18 protein-coding genes and 2 pseudogenes are annotated in these 21,870 nt (G+C 45.3%); 8 read left to right on the forward strand and 12 right to left on the reverse strand.

Features of this window, described 5'->3' with window-relative positions; translation table 11 throughout:
- Positions 1-43: 43 nt before the first annotated feature.
- The 4 genes from OC23_RS10470 to OC23_RS10485 form a co-directional block, all read right to left on the reverse strand.
- On the reverse strand, positions 44-919 hold the full coding sequence (locus tag OC23_RS10470; protein WP_038344685.1) for a hypothetical protein: 876 nt from the start codon (positions 917-919) through the stop codon (positions 44-46).
- A gap of 133 nt (positions 920-1,052) precedes the next feature.
- Positions 1,053-2,180: a hypothetical protein gene (locus OC23_RS10475; RefSeq protein ID WP_038344687.1), complete on the reverse strand. Its 1,128-nt coding sequence runs from the start codon at positions 2,178-2,180 to the stop codon at positions 1,053-1,055.
- A gap of 195 nt (positions 2,181-2,375) precedes the next feature.
- Positions 2,376-3,809, reverse strand: a complete 1,434-nt coding sequence (locus tag OC23_RS10480; RefSeq protein ID WP_038344688.1) for a hypothetical protein — start codon at positions 3,807-3,809, stop codon at positions 2,376-2,378.
- Between the two features lie 579 nt (positions 3,810-4,388).
- Complete coding sequence (locus tag OC23_RS10485; RefSeq protein WP_038344689.1) at positions 4,389-5,084, reverse strand: DsbA family protein; 696 nt, start codon at positions 5,082-5,084, stop codon at positions 4,389-4,391.
- Positions 5,085-5,260: 176 nt separating this feature from the next.
- Here OC23_RS10485 and OC23_RS10490 point away from each other — a divergent pair, with 176 nt between their 5' ends.
- Both OC23_RS10490 and OC23_RS10495 read left to right on the forward strand, forming a co-directional pair.
- Positions 5,261-6,010, forward strand: a complete 750-nt coding sequence (locus OC23_RS10490; protein WP_038344690.1) for a hypothetical protein — start codon at positions 5,261-5,263, stop codon at positions 6,008-6,010.
- Positions 6,011-6,047: 37 nt separating this feature from the next.
- A complete protein-coding gene (locus OC23_RS10495) occupies positions 6,048-7,853 on the forward strand; it encodes an ABC transporter ATP-binding protein (protein WP_038344936.1) in 1,806 nt (601 codons plus the stop codon).
- 103 nt (positions 7,854-7,956) lie between these two features.
- On the opposite strand, the gene OC23_RS10500 is transcribed toward OC23_RS10495, so the two are convergent.
- Complete coding sequence (locus OC23_RS10500) at positions 7,957-8,676, reverse strand: hypothetical protein (RefSeq protein ID WP_038344692.1); 720 nt, start codon at positions 8,674-8,676, stop codon at positions 7,957-7,959.
- Between the two features lie 246 nt (positions 8,677-8,922).
- Here OC23_RS10500 and OC23_RS10505 point away from each other — a divergent pair, with 246 nt between their 5' ends.
- Positions 8,923-9,441 (forward strand): hypothetical protein, encoded by a 519-nt coding sequence (locus tag OC23_RS10505; protein ID WP_038344694.1) that lies wholly within the window; start codon positions 8,923-8,925, stop codon positions 9,439-9,441.
- A gap of 111 nt (positions 9,442-9,552) precedes the next feature.
- On the opposite strand, the pseudogene OC23_RS19460 reads toward OC23_RS10505, so the two are convergent.
- From OC23_RS19460 to fadB, 7 genes and pseudogenes are all read right to left on the reverse strand, one after another.
- A pseudogene (locus OC23_RS19460) lies at positions 9,553-9,680 on the reverse strand (PH domain-containing protein); the annotation flags it as partial.
- Positions 9,681-10,068: 388 nt separating this feature from the next.
- On the reverse strand, positions 10,069-10,542 hold the full coding sequence (locus OC23_RS10510; protein WP_038344697.1) for a hypothetical protein: 474 nt from the start codon (positions 10,540-10,542) through the stop codon (positions 10,069-10,071).
- Positions 10,502-11,194 (reverse strand): hypothetical protein, encoded by a 693-nt coding sequence (locus tag OC23_RS10515; protein WP_038344699.1) that lies wholly within the window; start codon positions 11,192-11,194, stop codon positions 10,502-10,504. Before OC23_RS10515 ends, OC23_RS10510 begins: the two co-directional genes overlap by 41 nt.
- A 3-nt stretch (positions 11,195-11,197) precedes the next feature.
- Entirely contained in the window at positions 11,198-11,749 is a 552-nt protein-coding gene (locus OC23_RS10520; RefSeq protein WP_038344701.1) for a PAAR domain-containing protein, read from the reverse strand.
- Positions 11,750-11,935: 186 nt separating this feature from the next.
- Positions 11,936-12,172: pseudogene (locus tag OC23_RS10525) on the reverse strand (PH domain-containing protein); the annotation flags it as partial.
- 167 nt (positions 12,173-12,339) lie between these two features.
- Positions 12,340-13,512, reverse strand: coding sequence for an acetyl-CoA C-acyltransferase FadA (gene fadA / locus OC23_RS10530; RefSeq protein ID WP_038344702.1), 1,173 nt, complete (start codon positions 13,510-13,512; stop codon positions 12,340-12,342).
- A 12-nt stretch (positions 13,513-13,524) separates the two neighbouring features.
- Positions 13,525-15,678 carry a fatty acid oxidation complex subunit alpha FadB gene (gene fadB, locus OC23_RS10535; RefSeq protein ID WP_038344703.1) on the reverse strand — a complete coding sequence of 718 codons (2,154 nt, stop codon included), beginning with the start codon at positions 15,676-15,678 and terminating at the stop codon, positions 13,525-13,527.
- Positions 15,679-16,072: 394 nt separating this feature from the next.
- On the opposite strand from fadB, the gene lpxO reads away from it, so the two are divergent.
- The 5 genes from lpxO to pgsA all read left to right on the forward strand — a co-directional run bounded on the left by lpxO (position 16,073) and on the right by pgsA (position 21,670).
- Positions 16,073-16,987, forward strand: coding sequence for a lipid A hydroxylase LpxO (gene lpxO / locus OC23_RS10540; protein ID WP_038344704.1), 915 nt, complete (start codon positions 16,073-16,075; stop codon positions 16,985-16,987).
- Between the two features lie 53 nt (positions 16,988-17,040).
- Positions 17,041-18,207 (forward strand): hypothetical protein, encoded by a 1,167-nt coding sequence (locus OC23_RS10545; RefSeq protein ID WP_038344706.1) that lies wholly within the window; start codon positions 17,041-17,043, stop codon positions 18,205-18,207.
- 70 nt (positions 18,208-18,277) lie between these two features.
- Entirely contained in the window at positions 18,278-20,077 is a 1,800-nt protein-coding gene (gene uvrC, locus OC23_RS10550; protein WP_038344715.1) for an excinuclease ABC subunit UvrC, read from the forward strand.
- A 104-nt stretch (positions 20,078-20,181) separates the two neighbouring features.
- Positions 20,182-20,979 carry a thioesterase family protein gene (locus OC23_RS10555; RefSeq protein ID WP_038344716.1) on the forward strand — a complete coding sequence of 266 codons (798 nt, stop codon included), beginning with the start codon at positions 20,182-20,184 and terminating at the stop codon, positions 20,977-20,979.
- A 103-nt stretch (positions 20,980-21,082) separates the two neighbouring features.
- The gene (pgsA, locus tag OC23_RS10560) at positions 21,083-21,670 is read left to right on the forward strand and encodes a CDP-diacylglycerol--glycerol-3-phosphate 3-phosphatidyltransferase (RefSeq protein ID WP_152607823.1); all 588 of its coding nucleotides are present in this window, start codon (positions 21,083-21,085) and stop codon (positions 21,668-21,670) included.
- Positions 21,671-21,870: the final 200 nt, after the last annotated feature.

Consider the following 21,870-nt stretch of genomic DNA (forward strand, 5'->3'; position numbering starts at 1 on the left):
ATGGATAACCTTGAAGTTATCCACAGTTATGGCGGTATTTCCATCAGAACCGGGCTTCGAAGCTGAGCTGATAACTCAAATGGTTGTCTGGACTGGACGCTGGTGCATTTAAATAATTCAGGTCATTTTGCATAAAAATCCAGTTTCGCCAGATGGGGCGCCGCCAGGAAAAATAAGGTCCCCATTCATTGATCCGGAGATTCCGGTTGTCATATTCTCCTGTGGTTACAATACCGTAGCTCAGGTTGCCTTGTGTCGGCATATTGAGTTGCTGGAAGGTACGATTATTCCAGCTATAGTCTGCTTCTGGTGCCTTAGAGATATTAAACCGGGTCGAAAGCCGGTTTTGTTGCTGCCGGGTCTGGGTCAGATCGAGTGTGGTTTCGGCATAGTTTTTACTGTCTGAGCCATAGCGGAACATCTGTGTGGTATTGAGATGTATTCCAAGTGGTAACGCCCATTGCTTTTTTGCCAGAAACTGTACATAGACATCAGTATCTGAGTTGGCACCCAGATCAAGATCAGTGCCAAAGGGCAACAGGCTGGAAATGGTGGCCCAGCTTGCGATAAAAGGGTTGGCAGGGGAAATCTTGTGCTGGCCCGGATGTCTGGTCAGTTTACCCATTCGCTTGGGCGCCTGAGACTGTTGTGCACGTTGCCACAGGGTATCGTTACCGAAAACAGCCATTAACGCTTGTGCAAGTGGGGCGTTATCGGGACTTTCATGTTCTTCTGCACAACTGAAGCTGGCTGCCGGTGCGTATTTTGCCCGAGTAAATGCTTTATGCAGCGTGTCCGGTGGACGGTTGTAGGATCTGCTAAAAGGTACAACCATTGGAAATAACGGCATAAGCAGATCACCCAGACACAGCTTTCCCATAATCAAAAAATACACAAGCAGAGCGTATTGTTGACGCATGCCATAAATAACAACAATAAAAGAAGATGACGCTAACAGGCAAAGCTTAAAGAGAGCTTGAAAGAAATATTATTTTTTTAATCAACCTGCCCAAATAACGAATCATTTGGGCAGGTTAGGGCCCGATGACAGATCAGAATAAAGTTTCTAGCCGGACAAAGGTACTGACGTAATGATTGCGATCTTCACGGTGATCATTGAAATAGTTGAGATCGCCTTGTACATAGAACCATTCTCGCCACAGCGGCTGACGCCATGACACGAACGGCCCCCAGCTGTTTAGGCGTAAGTCGTCATTGTTGTAATAACCGCCTGCATAAAGCCCGTAATTAAAGGTATTGTGCGCAAAAAACTGATGCTGGCGGAAAGTCCGGTTATCCCAACGGATATCATCGTCCTGTTTGTCGGCATAAGTGAAACTTAACTGATTCGACAGGAAAGGCTGATTTGGGCGCGCATGAATCAGTTCAAGGTTGGTGCGCAGGTAGTTTTCACTTTTACTGCCATAGCGGTAGATCTGCTCTGCATTAAAGCGGAAATCATTGCGCAAGTCCCAGTGTTTTTCTGCTCTGAGGCGGACGTAAATGTCACTTCCTGAACGGATCCCCAGATCGGCATCGGTCTCAAAAGGCAGTTTTTTGGAAAAGTTGGACCAGCGTAAGGCCAGCGAGCCGTTACTGTCACGGGTCTGCTTGGAATCAAACTTTTTATCCGGGTCCTGGTTGGGCTGATTGTTGGTATTGGCCACGTTATTCTTGAACTCATCATCCAGACTGTCGTCACCAAATACCACGCTCAGCTTTTTTTCCAGGGTCGGCAGTTTGATCTTACCGCGAATACGGGGCTTGACCTCGTAGTTGTCATATTCGTTCCAGTAATTGTCCAGCATCACACGGATGGTTGCTGAGGCCGGATTTTCAGGATCGACATCGCCAAACCAGTCATCAATCTTGACAGAAGTACGGTCAGCCCATTCCCGGATATGTCGCTGTTTTTTATCAATCCAGGTTTTATCTTCTGTTTCTGCCGTGGCAGGCACGATGGGCTGATCTGACTGTTCCGGGAAAATGGTAGGTGTGGCATCGACCAAACGTGGAATATAGTCCAGCGCATTTTCCGACGTATTTTGTGAGGTCGTATTGGGCTGTTGATCTTGCTGTTGCGGCATGGTTTCTGCGTTAGCGACACTGAACGTACCCATCGTCAGTGCACATAAAACAAAAACGATACGTGTTGGTACCATTTGCTGTAAATTATTCATAATAAAGGCTTATATGTTGTTCTTGGTTTAACTTTTGATGATTTGAAGGGTAAAATCAAGCCACAGTCACAAAAAGCAGCAATTTAACCGTATAAAAATGCTAAAGATCATAAGGATTTAGCGTCATCTATCACACTATCGATCCCTAAGTTCCAAGAACAGACTCAATCATTGATTGGGGCCAGGCCATACCAGTCAAGACGGAGCTGCCGACCTGCCGTTTTCCAGTGCCTGATACAGGTCATGAACGGAAATCGGCTGGGGAAGGTGACTGATGACCTGACGGATTAATTGCCAGGTATACCCCTCACTGCGGTCCAGTAACAAATACGGATAGGCCTGATCCTCACTGGAAAGTTTTACCCGTTCCTGCCCATGAATAATCCGGATTTTCTGGCGTTCCCGCAATAAAATCACAGGCGTGAAAAAGGTGGCGGCAGTTTCCTCAAAAGGAATAAATTTCTGGGTATTGATAAATGAAGCCGGAATATAGGGATAAACCCGCTGATCACGTTGCCATACCAGTGTGCCATTCATGATGCATTCATTGAATAAACTTTCGTGCTGGTGATAATGCTGCCTGAAGTTAACCCAGCTGGTTTGATGAATCGAGCTGGTGCGGGTATGGCGCTGATCGGTATAGGCTTGCAGGATCGTAATGGCATATTCGACACTATGGGTTCCGACCAGCACGACATAATGCGAGAACTGTCCTTGGGCATAAAGCTGTTCTGCCACAAAAATCTGCGCAGACTCCCAGATGGGTTGGGCTTCGTTTTCAGCTTTTAAATAGAGCCAGTCAATCTTGATGTTCTGGTCAATGTCATTGTGCAGGTCGACCCGATACAAAGAGGGAAAGGTGCGGGCATCTACCCGTTCCAGCCGGCAGATCAGCCCATCTAGGTTAAAGTCGTTTAGCGCCAGCGGTTGGGCTTTATTCAGGTGAGGTGAAGGCTGGGGTGTTTGCCTAAAACCAGGTTTGATCCGGTTCTCGGTGCTTGCAGGAGCTGAAGCCGCTTCGGGTACAGTGCGGATTTTATCCTGAATAATGGCATTTAGCTGGGACTGAAAATGTGCTGTTTCCTGTTTGATGCGTGCCAGTGCATCGGCAGGATTGACCTGCTGAACTTGAGATGAGGGATCGTGTACAGGTTCCAGTACCGGAATTAAATGCTGGAGTTGCTGGTCGGTCTTGAGATATTCACTGGCATGGTTTTGTAACCATTGCAAGGCTTCTGTGGTGGAGTTGAGCCACGGACTTTTTAGGAAGGATAAGGCAGGGCGAATCACCCAGACTTGCCAGAGTTGTGCCTGACGCAAGGCGGCCCAGCCCATGTCTGCCGAAGCGAACAGGGCATTTTCCACCCGCCCCATAAAGTTATAGCTGCCACGATAGGTCAGGCTGTAACCGTAACGGGCCAAATCATCAGCTGAAAATTCTTCATTGAGGATAAATGCCTTGAATGGCATGACCTGAGCCTGAAAAGCAGGATCGTCGCAAGATGCGCAAATGTCCTTGATGCGTTGTTTTGATTTTGCAATTTCAAAAAGAGAAGTTTTATTATTTTGAAGCCCAGCGATGAGATGCTTAAGCTCGTCCACCAAAAGTGCTTTCTCTAATACGTCCATCTATTGTTTCCTTAGAGATAGGCTTGAGCCTGTTTTTTTTAAATGTTCAATCAGTACATGTTGGGTGCGCTGTGGTTGACAGCCGCTATTCAGTTCTTATGGCTAAAGTAGGGCGACACTTCTGTGACAGGCAGGGAGGTAACAGGCTGTTTGGCCTGAACCGGAAGCGCAGTTGGCGCGTAACTGCTGAATTTTCATCACAAAAGATGGTCACTTTATGACGATTATAGAAGAAAATAACGCAAAATCTATAGCTCGAAAATGCGGCAGATCGTTCATTTCAACACTTCAAATCGAGAGATGGGTCATGATTTGGCCTTGAAAATCAAAACATTTTAAAATAATGCATCGGTTCTCTAGATCATAACCCTAAAAGGCATCTGTAAATTTATAGGCGAGTTGTGACCCGTTTCACACAAGCCGGGTAAGCTTGCCCAGTAAAAAAGATCAGGATCGGGATAAAGGCAGGCCTACCGTGCAAGGACAGCCTGTAAGGGCATGATCACCCTGCTGTTTTGGGTTATTTGCAGAGTAAAAAAGCTGCCTGAATCACTTGATTAAAGCAGCTGACTGGCACGATTAAGGCTTGATCTCACATTGCTCATCATTACATTGCGCTGCATCCTCCTGCTCGATCTGACCAGCAGAGGCAGTCTGGGCCTGTTGCAGGGCCTGCAAGAAAATTTCACGTGGCTGGGCACCAGATAGCGCCAGCTTCTGATCAAATACAAAGAACGGTACACCGGTGACCTTGAGCTGCTCACGGGCAATTTTTTCGTCATGGCGGACAAAATCTGCCAGCTCGTCTGAATCCAGTACATACTCGACTTCGGCATTATCCAGACCGATGCGTGAGGCAATTTCTTCAACCACTTCACGTTCACCAATCGGCAGGCCTTCGGTCATATAGGCATGGAAAAAGGCTTCTTTGGCTTCATTGCCCAGACCCTTGCTCTGCGCCAGGTGAATAATCCGGTGCGCGTTGAAGCTATTGCCAGAGTTGGCTTTTTGCCACTGGAAGTCGATACCTTCGGTCGCTGCCATGGCGGCGACATTGCGCTCCATCTCTTCCATTTCCGCATAGCTACGGCCATATTTCTTGGCTAGACGTTCGGTATTGGACGTGTCATGTCTGGCGGGTGCATCGGGATCAAGCTCGAAGCTGTGCCAGTGAATTTCAAGCTCGATGCCTGCTTCTTCAGCCACATGTTCAAGACGTTTTTTACCGATATAACAAAAAGGACAGACCACATCTGACCAAATATCTACACGCATGGCGTATCTCTTCAATTCTGATTACACAGATAATAGGGGCGTTGCCTGTGAATTTAAAGCAATCAATATGTAATGCTGCGTTACGAGAAGTGAAATAAAACGCATATAAACGGTTGTCTTTTATCGATTAAACTGGGATACAGAGTATAAAAAAATATAATGAATCTGGAGGCAATATGCGCCGTTTTCTATTTTTTCTCCTTGTGGTGATACTGGGTATCGGTTCTTTTTTTATTTATCAGCATCATCTACAGCAACGTGCTGCCAACAATAAACAGATGTTTGAAGTGGTCATGGCCGAGAAAATGCGTGCGCTTTATGATCAGGCGCAGGACTGGACCACACCTGTACAGCTGGATATCCATGATGATCGCCTGTCTGGTGACTACAAGCTGATGTCGGAGTTCCTGCTAAACTACTGGATACAGAATGTCGAAGCCCGCAATCGTTACCTGCGGGCACTAAAAGCGGCTCAGTGGGACACTTTTCTGGATATAGAACGTCTGGACCGTGACCGTAAACAGGATTATAAAGCAACCGAACAGATGCTGGCGGATGTGCGCAAGGCCTCAACCGAGTACGCACAAGCACGACAACAGATCCAGACCAGCTCCATGCAGCAGGCCACACGTCTGGCCATTCAGCATGATTTGCGACAGTCCTTGCAGGCAAAACTGGAAAACAACCTGAAATCGGATCAGGCCCATGATATTTTTCCGATTGAACAGCAGATTATTGAAAAGGCACAGGCCATGTTTGACCTGCTGAAAACATATCCCTGGCAAAGAAAAGGCAAAATGTTTCTATTCGGTGAGACTGCCCAAGTGAAAAAGTTTAATACCCTGTATCAGGATGTGCTGAAACTGAACAGCAAGATGGAAAAGATCAAGAAAAATAACACCGAGGTTCTGGAGGAAGAATTGTAGCCAGAGCCAGGCGCATAAAAAGCAGGAACTGATGCAGATGAATGTATGGCAGTTATTTCATAAAGTGAGGCCTTTCATCCTGCCATATAAATGGCTGGTGGCAGTAACGCTGGTGCTTACCTTGATCGGCGCGCTGACGGCACAGGTTAATGCGCTGACATTACAATATGCGGTTGACCAGATTAATGCCGTGGTTGAATCAGGACAGGGCCTCAAGGCAGGCTGGCATATTCTGCTGACGATCAGTGTGATCCTGCTGAGTAAAGAAGTCATCAATATCTTTATTCAGTTTGGGCAAAAGTTCTTTGGCGAGAAATTACGCATCCTGATTTCACAAGATGTGGCCCAGTCAATCATTGTGAAATTTTTACAATACCGGCTAGCCTTTTTTACCGAGGATGATAATCAGGCCGGAAAGCTACAGACCCGTATAGACCGGGGAATCGGTTCGATCACACGTCTGGTACAGATTTTCTTTATTGAAATTTTTCCGCTATTTAGCAGTGCACTGATCGCATTGTGCCTAATGTTTTATGCCAATGTCTGGATTGGGCTGGTGGCGCTGTGTATTGTGCCGGTCTATTTCTGGGTCACCTTCAAGCAGGCACAGAAGCTCGGCGGAACACGCCGTAACCTGCGAGATGGACGTGAACGTAAAAGTCAGGGCATTTTGAGTATCATTCACTCGATCACCGTGATCAAATCCTTTAACCGCGAACAGATTGAGGCAGAAAAGCAGCTCGCTTTACAAAAACAGTTAACCGATCACCAGATGCGGACACGACAGCTCAGTTTTCTGTTTGAGGGCTTAAAAACCTTTATTGAGCAGATCGGGGTGGTGTTCATTATCATTTTGACCGCCTATTTTGTCTTGATCGGTGATATGAGCATCGGCATGATCATGTTTCATATCCTGCTGTTTAATAATGTTTCTGCGCCGATCCGTTCCTTGCACCGGATTTATGATGAAGTCAATGATGCGATGATTTATGCAGAAAGCTTTTTCAAGATACTGGAAGCAGATGTTGAGGTGGAGACTTCCGGCCAATTAAAACCAGCCCCCTTGACCGGCAAATTTGAACTGAAACAGGTCAATTTCTCTTATCCGAATGGTTTTCATGCCTTAAAAGATATCAATCTGACCATCCAGCCGAACAAGATTACCGCTTTGGTCGGCTTATCGGGTGCTGGAAAATCGACCCTGATCAGCTTGCTGGATAAATTTTATCTGCCCCAGTCCGGCGAAATCCTCCTGAACGGGACGGCATTAAATGATATCGATACCCAGTATTTACGAGATCATATTGGTCTGGTCCTGCAAAAAAACCATATTTTTCAGGGAACCATTGAGGAAAATATCCGTTATGGCAAAACCGATGCAACGCAGGATGAAATTATTGCTGCTGCAAAAAAAGCATCGGTTCATGAACAGATTTTAAAATTGCCGCAAGCCTATCAGTCCGATGCCTTATTGCTTTCAGGTGGACAGCAGCAACGGATTGCAATTGCACGGATGTTTTTAAAAAATCCGCCGATTATTTTTCTGGACGAACCGACTGCCAGTCTGGATGCTATCGCCACCGAACAGATCAAGCACAGTCTGGATGAAATCAAGCAGGGTCGTACCGTGGTTATTATTTCCCATAGCCTGTCACAGATTATTGATGCAGATTATACCTATGTCATGCAGGAAGGCAGGATCGTGGAACATGGAGAACACCTTCAACTGTACCAGCAGCAAGGCGTGTATAAGAGCATCTTTGATGCCATGGCCAAAAGCCTGAATATTGAGAAAATTTCCAGAACGTTTGAGGGCGATGATGAGGAGGAAACGCATAGCTAGTATTTCCGCCTCATCCCCTATCTTTCTTGATCTCTTGCTGCCGTGAGTGTGGATAAGCTGGCAGTCTGGCTGCTGACTGGTGTTAATGGGGTTGGGAGTCTGGTTACTTCCATGCCTCATTGGTCAGGCCTATGGCCTGAAAGGGAAGTACAATCACATCAAAGGCAACCGCCAGAGGAAGTAGGGGAAGCATTTGCATGACTTCTTTACCGGAGCGTTTAACCGTTCTACTTTTATAGTGCTGGTATTGAATCTTGACGTGATAGGGCTTGGATAAAGGCGTTAATTTTGCCAGATTGTTTGCAGCGGGATAGACCTTGCCTTCAAGGGGCAAATTAAAAGCGGCAGGCTTTACTTTTTCCTCACAGCTACAGGGCTGGACACCATATTGTTTAAAAAGTGCAGCTTCTTTAGCGTTTAATTTGCCATTGGGCGGTGTATAAGAGAATCTGAAATTGCCATAAAAACTTGGGCTGTTCTGTGCGGGTGCATGAAAATCGAGATCACGATCAATCTTGATATAGTCCGGATTCAGCTGGCTGATGAGCTGAACCAGTCCGCTTCCACCTTTGTTAATCACATAACTATACTGTTTACCCGCAATAACGACACTGTCAGCAGGTTCATCGGGTAAGGCGGTAGCAGGCTTGCCAAAAGCAACCACGTCATCTTCAACCAGGGTTATCCATTCATATCCCGAGTCATCTTTAGTAAAGATATCGCGGGTTGAATCGGCAAAGCGGCTGGTTCCGCAAGCGCTAAGAAAGAAGGGAGCACATAAGCTCAGGATCAGAATATTCCGGTTTAAGAATTTTAAATGCATTGTTCTATTATAAATATCTGGACAGGCTAAAGAGCATAAATAAAAAACCGGATGAAAGCGAGTATTTCCGGTATGACATAAATCTGGCGTAATGACCGGCGAAATTGAATCCTGATTTAGATCACGGCCTGGCTTGACCGTTTATCTGACCCTTACTGAATCAGGCCGGTGTTTGCTGTAGCCTATAGGGAGATGCTTTTATTTCACTCATTATTTTCTTATGGATGAGGATATTTGGAGCAAACAATGAATTTTCTACAACGGGCCGTCGGTTTTTCCCTGCTGATGGCGATAGGTCTACCAGTCGTGCATGCGCAGCAGCAAGATGTCACTTCCTTACCCACCATCCGGGTGATGGCTGAATCGGAGCTGCGTGAAGAGGTTGGATTTGTGCCTTATCAGGAAGATAAGCAAGTCCGTCAGGCCCTGCAACATCGTGTCTATAAAATTCACCATGACATACAGAATGCAGGAGTGATGGAAACTCCGACCAGCGTGAATTATCAGCCTGCGACAACACAGCCGGATCTGTCTCAGTATTCTCCGGTTTTGCAGCAGTACATCCTGGCTGTGGCATCGGGTTTCCAGTCTTCAGACCCGACCAATGGCCTTTTTAAAATGCTGGAACCTTTGAATATTAACCGCAGTAATATCGACGGCATTCGCAATGGCACCATTAAAATCAATCTGGATGATATCTTGAAACTACAGCAACAGATTCGAGATGGATTAAATCCGCCACCGAGTCCACTATTTCCACGCTAACAGACTTATCTGGCTGTTAAAAAAATCCCCGCAAAGTGCGGGGATTTTGCATTATTGCTTCAGATAGCATTAAAAAATAGCGAAAAAATCATATTCTTCAAATTGTTTACGTCACTCGGTAAATTTTTTTTCAACCTGCAGGGGGGAGAAATAATATCAGGTAAATTCAGTAATACCTGTTCAGGTCGCTCACGTAACGAGCACATGCTGTTTACGGCTTGCTGTGTTTGAACCAAGCTGGTGTAAACCAAGTATGAGAATCTTTCAAAGGTTCATGTACAGCTCATCATTGATTCAGAGTTTGCTGCTAAGGAGTTAAAAAGTGGGAGCAAGTAAAGCAGAAAGGAAGTTTAATGAATAGATCTCACAGCTTAATGCTGATAAGTCTGATCTTGTTGACAGGGCTAATGGGTTGTCAAAGCAACTCGATAAAGCCCAAAGTAGATGGGCTACAGCTCCCCTCGAGTCCAAAACTGAGTACACCAATGCCCTCAGTAACGTGTTCAAAGAGTGCATCTCAGAATATAGAAGCTTGGTGGTTAAGGCTGATGGGCACGCAAATGATGCGCTCAGACTGAAACAAGCCTGACCCGAACAAACAGAGCCACCTACTTAGGTGGCTTTTTCTTATGAACGACAATCATTTTTCATTCTTTTTTCACCCAAAGTTTCGTTTAGCATATTCACAAGAATCACTTGTTTAGCGTCTACCCACTTATAGGTGTCTGAATAATCAAGATTGGCGGGTATATCTTTCTTATGCTCTAACAAAAATCTGTTTACCCAACAGAACTGATTGGCAGTACCTGTATTGAAAGTATCCTCCAATAAGTAAGCACCCTTACTATCTTTTTCATACCTTGAAAGGACGGCCAATTTGTTAATTGTTGATAACAGTAACTCGACCGTAACCGCATCAAGTGGTCTATTGGCAGCTTTACGGTAAACATCTGAATCAATTAACAGCATACCTGCTGCACCATTACCGCCATTTTTTAATGCTTCACCAGTATCAGGGGTATTTGCACAACCAGACAGTAAAGAAAGACAGACACAGATGCTAGTAGCCAAACTTATCTTTAAATTCATTGGCTTGAACATTATTAGGGTCTCCTCTATAAATTCTTTGATCTTTAAATATTTGAATCATGCCTACATTAAAGTCCTTTTTAAACACACGTTTGAACATATCCCTATTAATGTGCAAAGGCCCGTTATTCATGGCCAATAACTCTAGATCTCGTGTTGCATTAACCACATTTAAATTGTTGAGAGTCTTTTTCAAATCTTTAATGGCTTTAACTGCACCCTTACCCTGTGCAAATGGGCCTAGATTTCTCAATTCACGTAAATCATTAACAGCAAAAGTGCTTAAAAATCTTACTTTAAAGGCAGTTTGTTGAAATTCACCAACAATTTTGGGAATCTCTTTTAATGAGTGTTTGAGAATGTAGTTATGAAATTTGATGTACATTTGAGTATGAAATGCGATGTCGAATATAAAACCATCTGGAAACGTATTAATGTGATATTCCATCCCAAAACGAATGGCCAGCAACATTTCTATGCTGTTTTGTGCGACTTCTTCCCAGTGCTCTAACCCAAGCATAAAGTTGTATGGTCGTGCCATATAATAATTACGTTCTTTTATGTATTGATTACATAATGGCTCGGTAATGACACAAACTTTTTGTTCTGCTGGGAAGCCTGCCATTGAATCAGGGTATACTTTTCTATCTTGTGGTGTAGCCATTACTTAGCTCCACTCTGGTAACGGTTTAGATAGGTCAAAAGTAATTAAATCAACTTCTTTTGCCTCTTTGCCTGATTCAACAAGCTCCGTGTGTCCGGTTTCATCTGTAAAACCTTCAATGACATTACCGTCAGGCGACTTTATTTTGAAGTACTGCTCAACTAATGGCTCTCCGGTACGCTCATCAAACAGTTTAAATTTGATGCTATGATCGTCTGTATTTTGAGGCACAAAATTGTCTTGTTTAGGTGGGGGATTAGATGTGGAAGTGCTGCTAGAAGGGGCAGGGCTGTTGTCTTGAACAACAAGATTTTGTTTTGGTAATAGCTTACAACCACAAGATAAGCTATCTCCGGCTCGCGCGGCTAATTTACCAAAAATGTTCATGTGCGGATCGCCGCTAATAATGTTTGCTACAACTTTGTGTGTAGGACAAGATGCTTTATCACCGGTGCAGGCTATCGGAATACCTTCTACCTGAAATAAACTATTTCCGGTTAGTACTTTACCGCCGCCAGTTGTAGGACAGCCAATTGTTATATATGGCATTGCCATTATTAAACCCTCTATTGTTAATATAAATTAATAGATTTTGTAGCGGCACTACTCTATAAGAGGTTTTGTTGTTCTGGAAGTTCGTAGAAAGATTCAAATGTCTTTGGCTTAGTTAATGGCCCGCCTTGTATAACAACTAGTAAATTTAGGATAAGGTGTACTCTGACATATTCGTCATATACAGCTATACGGATAAGGGTTTAGGGTACTTTTGTTACTGACAGCACTGGTGCCATCAAGGTGGATAAACGCCGTGATGGTAAAGCAATATTCATCCGTTTTTGCTTTGATGAGAAAGAAGATTTTTTCATTGTCTTCATGGAAAATATAGTCATTAATATCAGTTTTATCATAATCTTGGGATTCAATAGTCTTACCGATATCACTGTTTCCCATTAAATCGGCTGCCATATTTTTAAGCATTATTAGAACCTTATTATTTGTTGGAATGGTGATCATAATTTGCCCTGTATTGTTCTTTTTACAGTGGGCATTTGTATTTTAAGAATTCTATACAACCATGAAACGAATTGTGATCGCATAAAAAAATCCCCGCAAAGCGCGGGGATTTTCTTTTATCTCAGTGTCGGTTAAACACGTTCGATAATGGTCGCGATACCTTGACCCAGACCGATACACATGGTCGCAAGACCGATTTGTGTATCTTGCTGTTCCATCACGTTCAACAAGGTTGTGGTGATACGCGCACCTGAGCAGCCCAATGGGTGACCCAGTGCAATTGCACCACCATTCAAGTTGATGATGTCTTGCTTGTCATACACGCCTAAGCCTTTCATGACTGATAAGCCTTGAGCAGCAAATGCTTCGTTTAACTCGATGGTCTGGATGTCCGCCATGCTTAAACCGGCACGTTTAAGTGCTTTTTGCGTTGCTGGCACAGGACCGTAACCCATGATGGCAGCATCACAACCTGCGATCGCCATTGAACGAATCACGGCACGTGGTTTTAACCCCAGTGCTTGAGCACGCTCAGCTGACATCAATAACATTGCAGATGCGCCATCAGAAAGAGCAGAAGAGGTCGCTGCGGTAACTGAACCACCTTTCGGATCAAACACCGGTTTCAATGCTTTGAATGCTTCAAGGTTGGCATCAGGACGAATCACTTCGTCGATGTCGCACAGGATTTTAAAACCGTTTGCATCGTGACCTTCAACACCGATGATCTCGTTTTTGAAACGGCCTTCTTGGGTTGCAGCCCAGGCACGACGGTGAGATTCAACACCAAAAGCATCTTGCTCTTCACGCGAGATCTGGTTCATGCGGCCTAACATTTCAGCGGTTAAGCCCATCATGTTAGACGCTTTTGCGTAGTGCTTAGAGGCTTCAGGGTTAAGGTCGATGCCGTGCATCATGCCAACGTGGCCCATGTGCTCTACACCACCAACGATGAAGATATCACCCTGGTTGGTTGCAATCTGTGCCGCAGCAGTGTGGATTGCTTGCATGGATGAACCACATAAACGGTTCACGGTTTGACCGCCAGCAGTCTTTGGAATATCAGCCAATAAGCCGATATTGCGTGCAATGTTCATCCCTTGCTCTAGGGTCTGGTTAACACAGCCCCAGATAATGTCTTCAACTTCGTTGGTATCAAACTGGTTACGGGCAACCAGTGCACGTACTAATTCAGCAGATAAACTGTCGGCACGTACATTGCGGAACATACCGTTTTTAGATTTGCCCATGGCAGAACGAACGCCATCAACAATCACAACGTCACGTGGATTTAAAGTAGCCATTCACGTCGCTCCTTAACCGTAGAATTTTTTGTTGTTAGCAGCCATGTCACGCAACATTTGTGGCGCTTCATAAGCCTTACCTAAGTGTGCATATTTGTCACAAAGCGCAACGTATTCAGCAACACCTGTCTGGTCGATGTAACGGCATGGACCACCACGGAATGGAGGGAAACCAACACCCATGATCATGGCCATGTCTGCTTCAGAAGCCGTTGCAACGATGTTGTCTTCTAGGCAACGAACGGTTTCGTTACAGAAAGCAAGCATCATGCGGTCAATGATTTCCTGTGAATCAAATTCGCGTTTTTCACCCGTAACATATGGTGCAATCACTTCGTAAGCTGTTGGATCAACCGTTTTCGCTTTCTTGCCTTTCTTGTCTAACACGTATTTGTAGAAACCAACGTCATTCTTCTGACCCAGACGTTTGGCTTCGTACATGGCTTCGATTGCGCCTTTGTAGTCTGGCTTCATACGGTCAGGGAAACCTTCTGCCATGACTTCTGCACCATGCACACCGGTGTCGATGCCGACAACGTCGATCAGGTAGGCAGGGCCCATTGGCCAGCCGAATTTTGCCATGACGCTATCTACTTGCTGGAAGTCTGCGCCGTCTTTTACAAGCAGGTCAAATGCACCGAAGTAAGGGAACAGGACACGGTTGACCAGGAAGCCCGGGCAGTCGTTGACAACGATTGGGGTTTTACCCATTTTTTGAGCAAGTACGACTGTCGTTGCAATTGCTTCTTCAGAAGTTTTTTCACCACGAATGACTTCAACCAGTGGCATCATGTGTACCGGGTTGAAGAAGTGCATACCTACGAAGTTTTCAGGACGTTGCAGTGCTTTTGCCAGACGCGTGATTGAAATGGTCGAAGTATTTGAAGCAATAATGGTATTTTCGCGCACATTCTTTTCAGTGTCTGCAAGTACCATTTCTTTGACTTTTGGATTTTCAGTGACAGCTTCGATCACGATATCGACTTCTTTAAACTCGTCGTAGCTTAAAGTAGGACGGATACGTGCAAGCGTTTCACCCATTTGCGCAGGTTTCATTTTTTTGCGTTCAACCTGTTTGGTTAACAAGCTGTTCGCTTCTTTCATACCGAGCGCAAGTTGCGGGTTACCAATGTCTTTCATGATGATTGGTGTGCCTTTGCTTGCCGCCTGGTAAGCAATACCACCGCCCATGATACCCGCGCCGAGTACGGCTGCCTGGTTGACCGGATGCGCACCTTTTTCATATTTCTTGGCAGTTTTCTTCACCACCTGATCATTGATGAATAAACCGATCAGGGCTGTGGCTTGCGGGGTAACAGCCGCTTTGGCAAAACCTTGTGCTTCTGCTTTTAACGCATCATCACGGGTTGAACTTGCACCTGCCTGTAAAGAATCCAGCAATAATTTTGGCGCAGGGTATTGGGCAGGGTTGGCTTTAGCCAGTACTGCACCTTTCGCGGTATTGAACGCCATCATTTGTTCAAGCGGGTTCAGCTTGATTGCATCTCGTTTTTCTTGACGTTTTGCTTTCCAGTTCAAGCGGCCAGCGATAGCTTGCTTGACCAGATCAACAGCAGCTTCTTGTAATTTGTCTGCAGCAACAACCGCGTCTACAGCACCATCTTTCAAGGCAGCAGCCGGTTTTTTCGGATTGGCCATGGCCATCCATTCAACGGCATTGTCAATACCGATAAGACGGCTTAAACGTACGCTACCACCAAAACCAGGATAAATACCGAGTTTGATTTCAGGTAAACCAACCTGTGCTTGTTCTGACATTACTCGATAGTCACATACCAGGCACATTTCAAAACCGCCACCCAGTGCTGTACCATTGATTGCAGCAACTTTAGGCAAATCTAGATCTTCAAAGCTGTTGAAGATTTCATGTACAGGCATAAGCCAATCAACGATCGCTTGCTCACCAGCAGCGAAGTTGTCGCCAAATTCAGTGATATCAGCGCCAACGATAAAGGTTGATTTGCCAGAAGTAACGACTAAGCCTTTAATATCGTTATTGGCTTTCACAGCAGCAATCGCTGCCTGGAAGTCTTCGATGGTTGCACGGTTAAATTTGTTAACCGACTCACCTTGTAAGTCAAAGCGGAATTCTGCAATTCCGTCCGCAAGCATTTGGACGGTAATGGCATTGCCAGCGTGGATCATGCCTGATCTCCCTTGTTGTGGAGGATTCTAAGTGGATGTCATAAAGCCTGTGTGCGATTTGGCACACAAAAAATGCTTCGCTAATCTTACGATAACTATATCCAAAAAGGACATAACAAGTTGTATCAAGCCGTGACGCTAGGGTCATCAATTTGTGGTATACCCGGCCTTGAAGCGCTAAACCCTCAATAAAAATCAGTTTTCCGGTAAAAATAGAGTCGTTGCTCTCGGGGTGTGATCAAAAATCCAGACCGGGCTTTTGTCCAGTTTAGGTAAAGCAAATTGGTATTTAACCGGACAAATTTGCTAGAATGGTGGGCTTATTTTGAGTGCGATTTTGAGATTTGGTTATCAAACTGGCATTCGGTTTTCAGCTAAGAAGATAGAGTAATCTATGATTAAGTGGATCATATTAGCGATCTTTATCATTTCGGCTTTGTATATTCAGCGCCGCGGTAAAGTAAAGCATTCGTTTTATCGTCAGTTTTTTGACCATTCGACGATTCTCGCGCCCATCAATTTTTTAATGTACATGTTTTCCAAAGTGCCGAATCAGCCGTACATCGACACCCAGCATTTTAAGGACTTGAAAGTTCTGGATGAAAACTGGGAAATGATTCGCGATGAAGCCAAGGCCTTATATGACAAAGGTGGCATTAAAGCTTCAAGTAGTTATGATGACCTGGGCTTTAACTCGTTCTTCAAAACCGGATGGAAACGTTTCTACTTGAAATGGTATGACTCTGCACATCCGTCCGCAGCTGAGCTTTGCCCGAAGACAACCGCACTGTTAAAGACATTGCCAACCATTAAAGCCGCCATGTTTACCGAGCTTGCGCCGGACAGCCGTCTGGTGCGCCATCGCGACCCTTATGCCGGTTCATTGCGTTACCATTTGGGCCTGATGACGCCAAACGATGACCGCTGCTTTATTGATGTGGATGGTGAACGTTACTCTTGGCGAGATGGTGAAAGTGTGGTGTTTGATGAAACCTATATTCATTATGCTGAAAACAAGACCGACCAAAACCGTATTATCTTCTTTGCCGATGTTGAGCGTCCATTAAAAACCCGCTTTATGGAAAAGTTCAATCACTGGTTTGGCAAGAACGTGATGACCGCGGCAAGTTCACCGAATGAAGCAGGTGACCAGACCGGTGGTTTAAACAAGGCCTTTGGTTATATTTACCAGATCCGTATTAAGGCTAAGGCCCTGAAGAAGTCGAACCGTTCGTTGTACTACTTCCTGAAGTGGTTCATCATGCTAGGTTTGTTCTTCCTGATTTTTATACGACCTTACGTTTTTTAAGTGTAAATTATATAAACGCCCGACAGGGCGTTTTTTTATAACAAGGAATAATAATGCAACAACTCAATGACCAGCAATTTTTACACTATTTGATTAGTGACGCTATTTATCCTCGTTGTGGTCAAGACAATGAACCCCTAAAAGCGCTTTATAGCCAGCACTGGGAACGTGTGAATGAACTGACGGCCCATGCCGACAAGTTTTTAACACCAGAAGATTTATCCAAATTCTATAAAGTCGTTTTATACCTGAAGTGTTCCATCAAGCTTAAAGCACAAAATTATGCCATTTTTATTGAGGCTTATCGTGAATATCTGCTCAGCTTCAAGTCAGTGATCAGTGTTTATGATGTCATGGAACCTTTATTCCTGTATGGATTTGATCATTTTAATCCGCTTGCCCAAGGCAACACTTTTGCACAATATGAAAAATTAAAAAAATTATATACCCGGATTGAGCGCTATAGCTCGATTCGTGGTCATTTGAAAAAAATGGATTTTTTTAAGGAACAGCAGGCATTTGCCGAATATGCCTTGCAATGTTTAGAGCACATGAGCCAGTACGCGTTTTACTGTGAAGATAACCAGTTGGCCTTAGGCTTAAACATTCGGGCCATGGCCTTGCTGGCTTTGTTTAATCCGGCGTATCAGATAATGTTTTTAAAGAAATTTTTACAGCATCAATATGCCGTTTTTGGTCCTGAAAACTTGCGCATTTTCTGCCTGTACTGTGAACAGATGCTGGAACAATATGGAGATGAAATTTTTACCTCCGAGGCCCGTGCTTATGCCGATCAATTGATCGGACTGGAAAATGCCAGACGCCGGGCAAGTGACAGCTTTATCTGGAAAACAGAACTGGGTTTGGATTTACCGTTAAAAGACTGGGCGGTTAGTATCTGGATCGATCTTCTGCATGACCATGGCTATGCTTTGCTGGAATTGCAGGATGACAGTGAGTTTAACTGGCATGTCAAATTAATTGTTCGCCCATACAATCAATCTTATTCTCAACACTCCTGTCATGATCATTATAGCAACGACTTGCAGATGCCTGCCTTTACCGAATATACGGTGAGCAGATTTCCTGAGTGGTTAAAACACCTGAATCCCGAATACCAGTTTGATTGGGACAGTATAAAAATCAGGGGATTAAAAAAGAGAACTGACAAACACAAAGTGATGCAATGGTTGCGATTACCATTTCAGCATGAAATTTGACGGATCAGCACTTGAAAAGCGGTAACTGCGCCAACATCATCAAGATAATACTGATGATTAAAGCTGACTAGTGAACCCAAACGCTCGAGAACATATCGAAAAAATATTGGCCCATATGACCCAATTGCCCGGTGTTTATAAAATGCTGGGGAAAGACGGCGAACTGCTATATGTGGGCAAAGCCAAAAACCTGAAAAACCGTGTCTCGAGCTATTTTGCCAAAACCATTGAACATCCGAAAACACAGGCTCTGGTGGCCCGTATTTATGATATTGAATCGCTGGTGGTACGTTCGGAAACAGAAGCGCTATTGCTCGAACAGAACCTGATCAAGCTGCATCGCCCGCCGTACAATATCATGTTGCGCGATGACAAATCCTATGTCTATATCTTTGTTTCTGCCGACAAACCCTATCCGCGAATCGCCAGTGGGCGAGGCAAGGGCAAGCACCAGATTGGCAAGTTTTTCGGGCCTTATCCCAGTGCCTATAGTGCCCGAGATACCTTACTGGTTTTACAAAAATTATTTAATGTACGGCAGTGCGAAAACAGCTATTTTTCCCAGCGCAAGCGCCCATGTCTGCAATACCAGATCAAGCGCTGTACCGCGCCATGTGTCGGTCTGATTAGCCCTGAAGACTATAAAGAGGACGTCGATAACTCGATCCGCTTCCTGCAAGGCGATACCAAAGAGCTGAATCAGGAGCTGATCAGTAAAATGGAGCAGGCGGCAGAAGCACTGGAATTTGAAAAAGCCGTGTTCTATCGCGATCGTCTGGGCTTGTTGCGTGAAGTTCAGGCCCAGCAGGCGGTGTTTAAAATTAAGGGCGAGGCCGATATTCTGGCGATTGCCTATCAGGCCGGGGTGACCTGTGTACAGATCATGCATGTACGCAATGGCCGTATGCTAGGGGGTAAAAGCTATTTTCCCGATATGCTCGGTGATGATCTGGGGCAGATGCTGAGTGATTTTATCGCAAACTTCTACTTTCAGGTGGCAGATGAAGTGCCTGCCGAACTGATTGTGAATATTGAGGTCCCTGACAAGGTACAACTGGAGGACGCCTTACAGCAAAGCTTTCATAAAAAAGTCCAGATCAAGCATAAAGTGCGTGAAACCCGGGCGGAATGGCTCGAACTGGCGCAAATGAATGTACAGCATGCCATTAAAGGCAAGTTGAGTAATCATCTGGAACTCAATGAGCGTTTCCATCAGCTGGAACAGGTGGTTGGCCGTCCGATTGACCGGATTGAATGTTTTGATATCAGTCATACCATGGGCGAAGCACCGATTGCGTCGTGTGTGGTTTTTGATCAGGGCGGTGCCAGAAAACGGGATTATCGCCAGTTCGCGATTCAGGATATTACCGGTGGCGATGACTATGCAGCCATGCGTCAGGCGCTGATCCGCCGTTATAAAAAGAATATGCTGCCCGACCTGCTGTTGATTGACGGGGGCAAAGGGCAGTTGCATATGGCGATGGAAGTGATGCAGGAGCTGCAACTGGATGCCTTCATGATCGGGGTGTCTAAAGGAGAAGGGCGTAAGCCCGGGCTGGAAACCTTACATTTTACCGATGGCACCAAGATTCAGTTGCCGGAAGATCATAAAGCCTTGCATCTGATCCAGCAGGTGCGTGATGAAGCGCACCGTTTTGCCATTACCAAGCATCGGGCCAAACGTGACAAGCGCCGAAGCAGTTCAGTACTGGAAGCGATACCGGGTCTGGGGCCGAAACGTAGACGTGATCTGCTCACCCATTTTGGCGGTATCCAGGGTGTATTAAAAGCCTCTGAAAAAGAGCTGATGCTGGTGCCTGGTCTGGGTGAAGTCATGGCAAGAACCATTTATAAAATCTTGCATGAATAACCGGCTGGATTGACCCAATCTGCCAGAGCGATCGGCCGCAATGATCATTCACAAATGCGCAAAAACCATCAAAGATAGGTGGTTTGGATCATAAGGAAAACATGATGTCATTGCTGCCACTTTATCAGCAGGTTGAACAACAAGAATGGATTGATATTCCCTCAGGCTGGCTGCAAGGCCGGACCGTATTTGGCGGTCTGGTTGCGGGTGTCCTGATCCAGAAAGCTTTAACTGTGGTTCAGGATGCCACCCGACAGTTGCTCAGCTGTAATATTACCTTTGTGGGGCCAGTACAGCAGGGACAGGCTAGAATGACTGCCGAAGTACTACGGCAAGGCAAGTCTGTCACCACGCTGGAAGTAAGACTGTGGCAAAACGGGGCGGTGCAGAGTATTCTGGTCGCCAGCTTCGGTTCACCGCGTGACTCCCGCATTCATGTCAGAAACTTGCCGCAGGTGCCTGATTATCCGGAACCGGAACAGCTTGATAAAACCATTTATATTGAAGGCTTAATGCCTGAATGCCTGCAGCATTTTGAACTGTGCTGGGCTGAAGGCAGCTATCCGGTCGCAGGCAGTAAGGAGGCCGATTTTGGGGGATGGGGCCGTTTTGCTCCGGATCGGCATCACAACCGTGTCATGCAACTGCCAGACCTGTGTGCATTAATGGATGTCTGGCCTCCCGGGGTACTCCCGATGTTCAAAACACCGGCGCCGGCAAGTTCCTTGAACTGGCAGATTACCTATTTAAACCCGGTGACTGGACAGGTTCAGGACTGGTTTAAGTATAAAGTTGTGACGGAGTATGCAGAACATGGATATTCAACCGAATATGCCTATCTCTGGGATCATGACAACCGTTTAATTGCGGTGCTTAGACAAACGGTTGCCGTTTTTGCCTAGTCGACACTGCGGTGCATTTCGTATAAAGTTGCTTACACATGGATCATCTCAGCACATCCTTTGTGCGACATGCATATTTGATGCGAACAACATGGCGGTGTTTATGAGTACAGGGCAAATCCTGAACATTCCCAATATTTTAACTTTGGCACGTATCGCCCTAATTCCTGTATTTCTGGCCATCGCTTATTGGCCACCAGCAATTGGGATCGCCGAGCATCATGGGGGAATGATGCGTCATATCGTCCTGACCGCAATTTTTGTGCTTGCGGCGGTGACCGACTGGTTTGATGGCTATCTGGCACGAACCTTGAACCAGACCTCTGCCTTTGGACGTTTTCTCGATCCGGTTGCAGACAAGTTAATGGTTGCAGCGGCCTTGATTGTACTGGTGCAATGGCAACCGACCATTTCTATGGCTTTTGCAGCAATTGTAATCATTTCGCGTGAAATTACGGTCTCTGCGTTACGTGAGTGGATGGCAGAACTGGGCGCGCGTACCAGTGTGGCAGTATCGACTGTCGGCAAATATAAAACAGCCTTTCAAATGATTGCGATCAGTGTATTCCTGCTGAACTGGAAACCTCTGGAAATCTGGGCCTATGCCTTGCTGTATGCGGCGGTGATTTTAACCTTATGGTCGATGTTTATTTACATGAAAGCGGCCTGGCCGTATTTAAAACAGCCCTAAGCATGAGTTAAATACAAAAAGCCTTCCTTCAGGAAGGCTTTTTTATGGGATAAAACCTGATGGCAAGAAAAAAGCCCATAACAACGATGAGCTTAGTTCTCTGAGGAAAGTCATGCTCTTTTGGGAGAGTATGCTGAAGAACATAATCATCATATGAGAATCTGACCGCATTTACAACAGTGAAAAATGTAAAACTTTTT

Source organism: Acinetobacter sp. A47, assembly GCF_000805455.1.
In the GTDB taxonomy this organism is placed as follows: Bacteria; Pseudomonadota; Gammaproteobacteria; order Pseudomonadales; family Moraxellaceae; genus Acinetobacter.

Excerpts from the sequence above, each read along its gene's own strand:
- OC23_RS10470 (WP_038344685.1), bottom strand. The coding sequence starts at position 919 with ATGCGTCAACAATACGCTCTGCTTGTGTATTTTTTGATTATGGGAAAG.
- OC23_RS10475 (WP_038344687.1), bottom strand. The coding sequence starts at position 2,180 with ATGAATAATTTACAGCAAATGGTACCAACACGTATCGTTTTTGTTTTA.
- OC23_RS10480 (WP_038344688.1), bottom strand. The coding sequence starts at position 3,809 with ATGGACGTATTAGAGAAAGCACTTTTGGTGGACGAGCTTAAGCATCTC.
- OC23_RS10485 (WP_038344689.1), bottom strand. The coding sequence starts at position 5,084 with ATGCGTGTAGATATTTGGTCAGATGTGGTCTGTCCTTTTTGTTATATC.
- OC23_RS10490 (WP_038344690.1), top strand. The coding sequence starts at position 5,261 with ATGCGCCGTTTTCTATTTTTTCTCCTTGTGGTGATACTGGGTATCGGT.
- OC23_RS10495 (WP_038344936.1), top strand. The coding sequence starts at position 6,048 with ATGAATGTATGGCAGTTATTTCATAAAGTGAGGCCTTTCATCCTGCCA.
- OC23_RS10500 (WP_038344692.1), bottom strand. The coding sequence starts at position 8,676 with ATGCATTTAAAATTCTTAAACCGGAATATTCTGATCCTGAGCTTATGT.
- OC23_RS10505 (WP_038344694.1), top strand. The coding sequence starts at position 8,923 with ATGAATTTTCTACAACGGGCCGTCGGTTTTTCCCTGCTGATGGCGATA.
- OC23_RS10510 (WP_038344697.1), bottom strand. The coding sequence starts at position 10,542 with ATGTTCAAGCCAATGAATTTAAAGATAAGTTTGGCTACTAGCATCTGT.
- OC23_RS10515 (WP_038344699.1), bottom strand. The coding sequence starts at position 11,194 with ATGGCTACACCACAAGATAGAAAAGTATACCCTGATTCAATGGCAGGC.
- OC23_RS10520 (WP_038344701.1), bottom strand. The coding sequence starts at position 11,749 with ATGGCAATGCCATATATAACAATTGGCTGTCCTACAACTGGCGGCGGT.
- fadA (WP_038344702.1), bottom strand. The coding sequence starts at position 13,512 with ATGGCTACTTTAAATCCACGTGACGTTGTGATTGTTGATGGCGTTCGT.
- fadB (WP_038344703.1), bottom strand. The coding sequence starts at position 15,678 with ATGATCCACGCTGGCAATGCCATTACCGTCCAAATGCTTGCGGACGGA.
- lpxO (WP_038344704.1), top strand. The coding sequence starts at position 16,073 with ATGATTAAGTGGATCATATTAGCGATCTTTATCATTTCGGCTTTGTAT.
- OC23_RS10545 (WP_038344706.1), top strand. The coding sequence starts at position 17,041 with ATGCAACAACTCAATGACCAGCAATTTTTACACTATTTGATTAGTGAC.
- OC23_RS10555 (WP_038344716.1), top strand. The coding sequence starts at position 20,182 with ATGTCATTGCTGCCACTTTATCAGCAGGTTGAACAACAAGAATGGATT.
- pgsA (WP_152607823.1), top strand. The coding sequence starts at position 21,083 with ATGAGTACAGGGCAAATCCTGAACATTCCCAATATTTTAACTTTGGCA.